At 67.4% G+C, this 9765-nt stretch carries 7 protein-coding genes and 1 pseudogene; 5 read left to right on the forward strand and 3 right to left on the reverse strand.

The features are described from left to right. Nucleotides 1–35: 35 nt before the first annotated feature. A complete protein-coding gene (locus ACGFIO_RS42045; RefSeq protein WP_392836354.1) occupies nucleotides 36–3026 on the reverse strand; it encodes a DNRLRE domain-containing protein in 2991 nt (996 codons plus the stop codon). A 734-nt stretch (nucleotides 3027–3760) separates the two neighbouring features. Then, a complete protein-coding gene (locus ACGFIO_RS42050; protein ID WP_392836357.1) occupies nucleotides 3761–4489 on the reverse strand; it encodes a recombinase family protein in 729 nt (242 codons plus the stop codon). Nucleotides 4490–4681: 192 nt separating this feature from the next. Here ACGFIO_RS42050 and ACGFIO_RS42055 point away from each other — a divergent pair, with 192 nt between their 5' ends. Together ACGFIO_RS42055 and ACGFIO_RS42060 are read left to right on the forward strand one after the other, a co-directional pair. Then, nucleotides 4682–5266 carry a TetR/AcrR family transcriptional regulator gene (locus ACGFIO_RS42055; protein ID WP_392836311.1) on the forward strand — a complete coding sequence of 195 codons (585 nt, stop codon included), beginning with the start codon at nucleotides 4682–4684 and terminating at the stop codon, nucleotides 5264–5266. 55 nt (nucleotides 5267–5321) lie between these two features. After that, complete coding sequence (locus ACGFIO_RS42060) at nucleotides 5322–5681, forward strand: EthD domain-containing protein (protein WP_392836314.1); 360 nt, start codon at nucleotides 5322–5324, stop codon at nucleotides 5679–5681. Between the two features lie 272 nt (nucleotides 5682–5953). Here the strand turns inward: ACGFIO_RS42060 and ACGFIO_RS42065 are convergent. After that, nucleotides 5954–6820, reverse strand: a pseudogene (locus tag ACGFIO_RS42065) (transposase family protein). Between the two features lie 76 nt (nucleotides 6821–6896). Between ACGFIO_RS42065 and ACGFIO_RS42070 the strand changes: the two are divergent. The 3 genes from ACGFIO_RS42070 (at nucleotide 6897) to ACGFIO_RS42080 (ending at nucleotide 9698) form a co-directional block, all read left to right on the forward strand. Continuing rightward, nucleotides 6897–7658, forward strand: a complete 762-nt coding sequence (locus ACGFIO_RS42070; RefSeq protein WP_392836317.1) for an NADPH-dependent F420 reductase — start codon at nucleotides 6897–6899, stop codon at nucleotides 7656–7658. Between the two features lie 388 nt (nucleotides 7659–8046). After that, entirely contained in the window at nucleotides 8047–8811 is a 765-nt protein-coding gene (locus ACGFIO_RS42075; protein WP_392836319.1) for a recombinase zinc beta ribbon domain-containing protein, read from the forward strand. Between the two features lie 107 nt (nucleotides 8812–8918). Further along, nucleotides 8919–9698: a thioesterase II family protein gene (locus ACGFIO_RS42080; RefSeq protein ID WP_392836322.1), complete on the forward strand. Its 780-nt coding sequence runs from the start codon at nucleotides 8919–8921 to the stop codon at nucleotides 9696–9698. The last annotated feature ends 67 nt before the right edge of the window (nucleotides 9699–9765 follow it).

Raw genomic sequence — 9765 nt, forward strand, 5'->3', positions numbered from 1 at the left:
CCCCCGTTGCGTTCTTCTTCGTCATGTCTGCCGCCTTAGCCGATCGCCGAGCCGAACGCGGTGGCACCGGCAGGGATCCCGCCGTCGCCGGGGCGGTGGACGGTGGCCGGCGCCGCCGTGCCCGCCGCCAGGTCCGCCCAGGGGAAGCCGTGCACCGCCGGGTCGCCGTACGGCGTCCCGACCCACAGCCGCGTCGCACCGGCGGTCAGCGAGGTGCCGACCAGCTCGGCCGTCCGCGGTTCCCCGGCCAGGCTGCCGTCCCGCCGGTCGAGCAGCACCGGCGCGGTGATCGGGTCGACCAGCGCCGGATAGACCCGGACCCGGCCGGCGTCGGAGGTCTCACCGAGGTCCTCGCCCGGCGCCCCGGCGGCGATGAACATGGTGGCGTTGCTGCCCTCGGAGGCCGGCGCCGTGTTCACCACCGCGACCGACTCGCCGAGGTAGTTGCCGTCCGCCGGGGTACCGCTGATCGCCGGCAGCTCGACGAACGTCGCCGCCGCCGTGACGTGGAAGCGCTGCACCTGGCCACCGTCGGCCACCGTGGTGTCCTCACCGGGCACACCCACGACGACCAGCGAGTCGGCCTGACCCGCGGCGGCACCGGCCGGCCGGTACGCCGCGACCGCCACCGCCTTGCCGAAGGTGTCGTTGGCCTCCGACGTCTCGGAGACGTTGGTGGCGTCCTGGAACAGGTTCGCGGCCGGCTTCGGCAGGCCGTCGGCGATCTCCCAGCTGCTGAACAGGTTGACCGCGCCGGCGAACTCCAGCGTCCCGATCGCCTCGCCCGGTGAACCGACCGCGAAGTGGTTGGGACCGGCCGCCACCGCGTAGCCGTTCTGGTCGTCGTTCTCCGAGCTGCCCGGGATCGGCGTCCCCGACTGCAACAGCAGGTTGAGCGAGCCGCGATAGAAGTGCACCACGCCGGCGTCGATCGCGGTGCCGACGTCCTCCCCGGGTGCGCCGATCACCAAGTACGACTGCCCCTTCGGCGTCCGGTTCCCGGAGACCGAGAAGCCGAAGTCGTCCTGCGCCTCGGCGGTCTCCGGGGTGGACCCGCTGTCCTGGTGGTAGGTGAGCGACGCCGGTCCGGTGGCCAGTCCGCCCGGCGCGCCGAACAGCAGGTAGGCCGCGCCCGCGTCGGTGATGGAGCCCAGATCCTTGTACGGCACACCGACAGCGAGGTCGGTGCAGCCGTCGTTGTTGGCGTCGTAGGCCGAGATCGAGTATCCGAACTGGTCGCCGGCCGCCGCAGTGACTCCGGTCTGGGAGTTGCCCAGGTTCAGCGTCCGGGCCGCGACCCCACCGCCGTACGCGACGTGGATCTGACCGGCGTCCGCCTTGCCGTCGGCAACCGCCCGCGGGTCGGCGATGGCGACGTCCTCGACGCCGTCACCGTTGAAGTCCGAGTCGGTGCCGGGGTGACAGCCCGCGACCGGCGGTGCGGTGTCGTACACGGTGAGCTCGCAGAACGAGGTGGGTACGTCGCTGCCGGCGGTGCCGTCCGAGGCTTTCACCCGCCAGCGGTACGAGCCGCCCTCGGCGAGCGCGCCGGCCGGCACGGTCGCGGTCGCGGTACCGCCGGTGGCCACCGATGCGACCGAGACCGATCCGACGGGCGCCGTGCCGGTCAGCGTCCACCACTCGAAGGTCACCGTCATCGCGGTGCCGTCGGCGTCGGTCACCGTGGCCTTGAGCTGCGGGGTCAGGGTGTTGACGAGCGGCCGGGAGGTTCCGGTGACACAACTGGTCGCCGGCACCGTGGCGCGGGCCGTAACCGTGGGCCACGAGTTGTAGGTGATCGACGCCTTCGGGTCCTCGGTGGCAGACGCACCCTCCCGGGAGCGGAACTGCTTGAACCCGGCCGTGGCGGTCTCGTTGACCGCGCGTACTCCCATGCCCGCCCGGGTTTTGCCGGCGGTGGCCGCCTTCTGGAAGAAGTTCTTGCCGTCGATGGTCGCCCAGTTGTCCGCGCAGTCGGTCGAGCCGTGGGTCGACGTCGACGTCGCGTCCGGGCTCGCGTCCCAGGCCGGCTGGTTGGCGAAGGTGGTGGTGTAGGTCGACGTGCCGGTGGTGTAGATGCTCCACGCCGTCGCGGTGCAGGTGTGCGACCAGTAGTTCCAGAAGGACACCGTCGACGCGGTAATCTGCTTGCCCACCAGCACCGTCGTGTCCCAGGTCAGGAACGAGCGGGCCAGCGTGGCCGGGGTGGTGGCCAGCAGCCCGATCTGCAGGTCGGGTTCGGCGTTCTGGTCGGTGGTGACGGTCTCCCGCACGTACGTGTCGAAGGTGGTCACCGCCGGATTGAGCGTCGGGTCGATGGTGACCGGGTACCTGGTGTTCGCGTCCCGCAGCCAGGCCAGGTCGGGCTTCAGCGTCAGCGTCATGCCGGCCACCTCGGTCCGCACCGGCCGCCGCCCGGCCGGGCTCCCCGCGGGCGTGGTTGTCGCGTCCCACATCAACGGCGCCGGCATCTCGAAGGACTTCGTGCCGCCGGCGCCGCTCAGCGTGATCGCACCGGTCCGGGTCTTGGTCAACGCCGCCGCCCCGGCACCCCGGAATCCGTAGCCGATCGAGGCGACCTGGCTTACGGCCGTCCGGTCCTTGACGATCAGGAACTGCTCGAAGCCCCGCCGGGTCGCCTCGACGACCAGGTCGACTCCCGGCCGGGCATCCACATAGGTCGCCCGGGTGCCCTCGAGCCGTGGCGCGGGCAGCTTTCCCGTCCAGGTCATCGCGACCCGGTCGACGCCGAGACCGACCGCCGCGAGTTCGTGCTCACCGTCCGGCTGTGCACCGGAGATCCGCAGGTCGCCCGGGTGGGCACCGGCCACGACCGATCCGTCCTGCGCGACCTTCAGCCGCTGGTCGGCATCGATCCAGCGGCCGTCGCGACGAAACCGCTGCATACCGGTCGAGATGTCAGCCCGGAACTGGCCGTTCGGGAGGGCGTACACCTCAGTGGTCTCCGAGGTCAGGCTGGCAACGCGGACAGCCTGGCCGGACTCGCGCGCCTGTCGTAGCGACATCGTCTCGTCGGACGCTCCAGGCCGGCCCGCGGCCCGGTTGTCGGCACCTTCATCGGCACCCTGGAACTGGAGCAATGCGACCACCGCGACCACGGCAGCACCGGCCGCCAGGCATGGTCGTATCGCGGCCGTCAGACGACGCGCCACTGAGCCCTCCCCCGTGTATGAAGCTGTGCAGCGGCGACTTTAAGGAGTGCTTAACTCACCGCGCCACCCCTATATACAACTGGTAGTCACACAAGGGTCGAAGGGCGTGAAACCGACAGTCCTAATCACACAGAGATATCCAAATGTGCCGCGATGCCTGCAATGGCCAGGTAATCCGTCAGGGGAGTCGTGGTCGGCGCCATCTCCGCCCTCTCCCACCCGGTGGCACGCCAGTAGGACCAACGCCCACAGGGGACAGTCGAACCGCTACGACGAACGGAACTACGAGAGAGCCACCAGCTCGCGAATCGCAACAACGGTGTGCGTAACACTTCTGTTGGGCCTCGGACACCACGCAGGTACACGGTCGATCTTCGACCGGACCTCCGCGATCACCGTCCCGGCTCCGGGACGGTAGGCCATCTCCAAGCCGATTCTCGTGTAGATCTCTGCACGGTCCTGCGGGTTTGCCCGCTTGAGCAGACCGAGCAGTCCGCCGAAGGCGTCCACGATCGCGGCAATCTGATCTTCTGACATCCGCTCTGGCGGCACTTCGGTGAGTCCGAGCCGCGCCTGAGCCGCCTTCTTCAGCGCCGTCGTCTCGGTGATCCAGCCAGCGACGAGGACGGGGGCTCCCCGGGCGTCGGGCGCGGTCCGATATCTGACGATCTTGGCGTCGCAGTCCGCGATCTCCTCCCGCAGCTTCGGCGCCTCGTCGTTCTTCTGATGCTCGGCGAGGGCTGCCCGGTGGCTGCCTCGGCGATCTGGCGAAGAGTCCCGGCGAGTCGGCCGCCGCCGAGTTCCTCGGTGAGGAACTGGTCGACCGGGTTGGCGATCGCGTCTTTGCGGACGTAGAGCACGGGCGGGTGGGCAATGCCGTGCTGACGGACGTAGTCGCGCGGCGCCTTGCAGCGGTAGTAGATGCGTCCGTGATTGACGCTTCCCGCCATACGTCGTTCGCAGACGCCGCAGCGGAGCAGGCCGCGGAAGAGGTAGGGATTGCCACTGCGGCGGGGCGCCTTCCCCGCCTCGCCAGCTGTACCGCGCGCCTTGACGGTTTGCTGGGCCCGCTCGTAGAGGTCAGTCGAGATCAGCGGAGGGTGCGCTTCAATCTTCGACCAGATCCATTCGCTCGGGTGGTTCCAGCGGCGCCGGTTCTCGTGGCCGAGCGCGATGTCCTCGACATCGAGCAGGACTTCGTCTGTGCGGACGCGATTCCAGACCTGCCGACCGGTGTAGCGGGGGTTCTGGAGGATCGCGCGAACGGCAGTCGTCTCCCAGACCTCGGTGTTGCGATGCGGGTTCCGCGCACGGATTCCGCCAGCATGATCACCATCGCCATGATCGACAACCTCACCCGACGCCTCACCGACGAAACCACCCCAACCTGGCGAAACCCCCAAATCACATAACCCACAAAATACTTTAATCAGACGTCTTCTTGAGGCCCCGAGCGCCGAAAGCTGCGCGCGCGACCACTCGTCCTCGCAATCTGTATCTTGTGTCAGGTGGAGACGCGGCACGAGGTTGCGAACGGATTCAACGCCAAACGCGCCGACTCGGTGAGGTCGGCCGAGGAGATTCTGATCGCGGCCGAGCGTACCTGGTCGGCGGATCCTCGAGCCTCGCTCGCGCAGATCGCTGACGTCGCAGGCGTTAACCGCACGACGGTGTATCGACGTTTTAACTCCCGGGCCCACCTGATCGAGGCGCTGGCCGCGACCGTCCAGGCGCGCTTCGCCACCATCCTCGATCAGGTGGAGAGTCGGGGTCTCGACCGCGAGGGTCTGGTCGATCTCGCGGAACGGACGCTGCGGGTCAAGGCGGATTGGAGATTCACTCTGCACGTCGCGGCTTCAGGAGCGGGCATCGCGGTTCCGGACGAACACATCCTGTCCCGCCTGACAACGCTGTTCAGCGGAGCCCAGTCCGCGGGGCTGATCGACAGCAGCATGCGAACCGACTGGGTGCTGGGCGTCTACCTCGGACTGCTGCATGAGGCCGAGGCGCACATGAAGAGAACCGGCGCCACCGCAGCGGAATCAGCAGAGCTGCTGGCGCACACCTTGCTGTCGGGACTCAAGCAATCTTGACGACAGCTACCTGCAACACTAGTGTTGCAGGTAGCTGTCCGGCGGGGTGCCGGGCGTGGGAGGCAAGAACATGATCAAGGCTTCTGTCCACCTGTTTCGTCGTCCCGACCTCTCTCCCGACGAGTTCGTGTCCTATTGGCGAGACACGCACGCCCCCCTGTTACGATCGCTGCCCGACTTCACATCCCGCGTTCGTCGATACACTCAGCAGTATCGCCTCGGTGACCTCCCGCCCGGCCTGCCGCTGCTAGGTTGTGACGGCGTTGCGGAGATCTGGCTTGACAACCCGGTAGATGTCATCGACATGTTCCAATCAGTTGCGTACCAGCAGACCGTTGCGGCGGATGAGGAAAACTTCCTCGATCGGTCCAAGACCGAACTGCTGTTAACCACCGAACAAAGCATCGTCGAATAGGCTGGCTGCGTCGCTTCTGGCATCCATTCCCTGGTCCGTTGAACTACCAGTCAAAACGTCCACGTTGCCCCCTCGGCCCTTTGGGTGGTCGCCACGACGGGCTCATCAAGTGTCGTCAGTCGCCTACGGCATTGCACCCCGTGCGCTCATGTCGGCCACGGTCAGTCACACAGCCGATGTAACGACGATGATCCACATTCCCGGCGGCGCCAGATCCTCGAATGTGAATGAGTCTCACGGAGGCATCATTTAGGGGATGTCTTGTAACTCGATTACGGCGTGGTTCCGCGTGGTGGTTTCCGGGGTCGGCCGGCCAGGGCGATGTTGTGAAGGTGGACGATCCCGGCTGCGGTAACCGCGGGAGTGCGGCCGGCGCGGCGGTAGTCGCGCAGGACCGTGTCGGTCTTCAGCCTGGCCAGGGCGTGTTCGACGCGGGCGCGGATCTTGCGGTGTCCGGTGTTGTAGTCCTGTTTCCACGCTGGTAACTCGCTGCCGTCGCGGGTTTTGCGGTACGGGATGATCACCTACGAGTTGCCGCGGTACCCGCCGTCGGCCGTCACCTCCCGCCCCGCGAGTTTCTGATCGATGCCGCTGCTGCGGTAGACGATCGTGTCGTTACGGTTGCCCGGTCGAGGACGATGATGGGTACGGCGGGGATGTGGGGGTCGTCGGTGACGATGCGGGCGAGCCCGGTCGCCCAGCGCAATGACCAGCTGGGTTTCGGCGTCGATGGCGACGTGCGGGTTCGCTGGGTAGCGGTAGTTCTTGCTCAGCGTGGCGAGGCGGTGGTCGCGGGTCGGGATCAAAGTGCCGTCGACGATCGCGACCTGGTCTTGCGGGCGGCGGCGCACCGGTGCGAGGGCGAGCGGTGGTCCGAGGGTGTCGATGACCCGGTGGGCGGCGGAGTGCGAGACCTCGAACAGGGCCGATCTGGCGCATGGTCAGGTTCGTACGCCAGTCCACGGCCACCAGCAACGCTCGATCCGGCAGGGTCAACGCCCACGGACGGCCGGGACGGCCGTCGGCGATCGTGTCACCGTCCCGGCGTGCGACCAGCCGTACCAGGCGGTGGAACTGCGCCGGGCGTAGCCCGGTGAACGGATGGATCAGCTCGTACGAGCAGCCGAGAACACCTGCACCCAGACATGATCAACCACCGTCCGAACCAGACGCTCACCGGGCTACGAGACATCCCTACTTGACCGCGCCGAGCCTTTGCCAACGCTTCAAGGAGGAACCTTGCCAACAGAAACCCTGGGACTGATCGGTACCGGAATGATCGGCTCCCGGCTCGCCAAGCTGGCGACGAACGCCGGCATCAACGTGCTGCTCAGCAACTCGCGTGGGCCCGAGTCCCTGACGGAGATGACCGCGGAGCTCGGCCCACGAGCCCGGGCAGTCTCGGCCGCCCAGGTGGCCGCTGAGGCGGACCTTGTGGTGGCAACCATCCCGCTGCACGCCTACCGCTCACTGTCCACAGTAGATCTTGCCGGCAAAATCGTCATCGACACGATGAACTACTACCCCGAACGTGACGGTCGCCTTGCCGCCCTGGACGAGTTGCGGTTCACCTCGAGCAGCCTCGTACAGGACCACCTGGCTGATTCCCGAGTGGTGAAGGCGTTCAACACCCTCGGGTACGCGTCGCTGGCCAACGGATCCCGGCCGCCCGGCTCCACCGAGCGTCTCACCGTGCCGATCGCCGGCAATGACCGGGAAGCCAAACAGCAGGTGATCTCCCTGATCAACAAGCTGGGCTTCGACATCCTCGACACCGGAGACCTGCGGGACAGCTGGCGCATCGAACCCGGCACCCCCATCTACGTCACCGCCTACATACCCCCGATCCCCGGCGGAATGGACCGGCAGGCCCAACACCTGTGGTACCTGACCGCCCCGACCGTGCCGGTCCCCATCGATCGCGCGCGCGAACTCGTCGCCGCGGCGATCCGGGGGTCCGCCGGCGGCACGCTCTGACGCTCGCTTCTCCGCGTCACCCATTCTCTGAGATCCCAGCCGAGTGGGCCGATGCCTGCCGAGAAGGTGGGTGCCGACCGCCGACAAGACAGGAGTTTTGGCGCCGCTCGGTGTCAAGACGATCGTTGGCCGGGTGGCGCGGCTCGTAGTAGAGAATGGAATCTTGGCCGGCCTGGAGCTAACCTCCGTCTTTCATTAAGCCGGGTGGTTGGTCGGGTTTGCTGGTCGTGGTGGTTTTGGCCCTGGTGATGTGGTTGCGGGCAGGCGGTGTCGCCCGGCCGTTGGCGGGGTTACTCCATGGTCCGGTTGTTGGTGCGGCGGATTCCGTTGTCAGGGAACGGGTTCGGGTAGCGCGTTGAGGTGTTCGAAGGCTCGGACGAGGTCGGTGGTGGCCCACGGGATCGAGATCGGCGTCCGTGAGCTGCGCGGCCCGGAGCGCGGGGAACTGGGCTGGCACCGGCCGAACCGCACGATCCTGCGGAACATGATCCGTAATCCGATCTATGCCGGGATCTACGCCTACGGGCGTAAGCGCAGCGAGTTCCGCGCCGGACGACACCGGGAGCGGGTCCTCAACGATCCGGCCGACTGGCTGGTGTTCCTGCCGGACAGGCTTCCGGGGTATATCAGCGTCGAGCAGTGGCGCCGTAATCTAGCCAGGTTGGAGGCCAACCGTAGTTCCGCGGCCACGCCCGGATCGGCCCGCAATGGGTCGGCGTTACTGTCCGGGCTGGTGCATTGCGGCCGGTGCGGTAAGCGGATGACGGTCGGCTATCGCAGCGAGAGCGCCGGCCAGCCGCAGTATGTCTACCGGTGCGACTGGGAACTGGCGCACTATGGCGGGGACCGCTGCCAGCAGCTGGCTGGCGCCTGCCTGGACGAGTACGTCACCGTCCAGGTGCTGGCCGCGATGGCGCCGGCCAGCCTGGACGTGTCGCTGGCCGCGTTCGCTCAGGTCGAAGTCGACCGGACCGCGTTGGAGCGGATCTGGGTGCAGCGGCTGGAACGCGCTGACTACGAGGCCAACCGGGCCCGACGACGTTACCGGCTGACCGAGCCGGAGAACCGGCTGGTCGTGCGGCAGCTGGAAGCCGAGTGGGAACACGCCGCCATAAAGGCAGGAACGCGAAATGACCGGTTCGGGAGTAATTAAGTCTTCAGCTCGCTTTTATCCGGGTAAGACTACTCACCTTGGTGATATTGGGCCGTCGCGGAGCGGACGAGACTGTGCGACAGGTTTTCTGTCCGGAAGGAGCGACGATGACCGTGTCCGCGGGGACGTGGCTGCGACGGTATCGGCCGTCTCCGGCGGCCCGGACTCGACTGATCTGCTTCCCACACGCCGGTGGTTCAGCCAGCTTCTTCGTGCCGTGGGCGAACCGGCTCTCCCCGACGGTCGAGGTGCTCGCCGTGCAGTACCCGGGCCGGCAGGAACGCCGGGCCGAGCCCCTGGTCGACGACCTGCAGGCGATGGTCGAGCCGATCGTCGACGAGCTAGCCCGATCGTCGGACCTACCGTGGGCGATCTTCGGGCACAGCATGGGCTCGGTACTCGGTCTCGAGGTCGCCAAACGCCTCGCCGACGACCGGACGATCCAGCAGCCGGCGTGGTTCATCGCCTCCGGCCACCACGCTCCGGGCCGGGGCCAACCGCGGGGCGTGCACCGCCTGGACGACGAGCGCCTGGTCCGGGTGCTGCGCAAGTTCCAGGCCACCGACGAGCGATTCCTCGACGACGACGAGATGCTGCGGATGATCCTGCCGATCGCGCGCAACGACTTCACCGCCGAGGAGACCCACCGATACCGACCCGGCCCCACGCTCGGCTACCCGCTCACCGCGATGACCGGCGACGACGACCCGTGGGTGTCAGTCGACGACGCCAAGGCCTGGCAGGAACAGACCACCAGTGAGTTCGATTTCCAGGTCTTCTCCGGTGGGCACTTCTTCCTGCTGCGGCACCAGGCGCAGATCCTGCAGCACATCGACGGCCGCTTGCGTGACATCGAGCGATCGGCCAGCACCCCGGTGCTGCCCTGACCGGCCGACCGCGATCCCGGAAGTCTGAGGTGGACATGACTTCGAAGATCCGTACCGTCAACTTCGC

The sequence above is a fragment of the Actinoplanes sp. NPDC049265 genome (assembly GCF_043197135.1).
Lineage (GTDB): Bacteria > Actinomycetota > Actinomycetes > Mycobacteriales > Micromonosporaceae > Actinoplanes.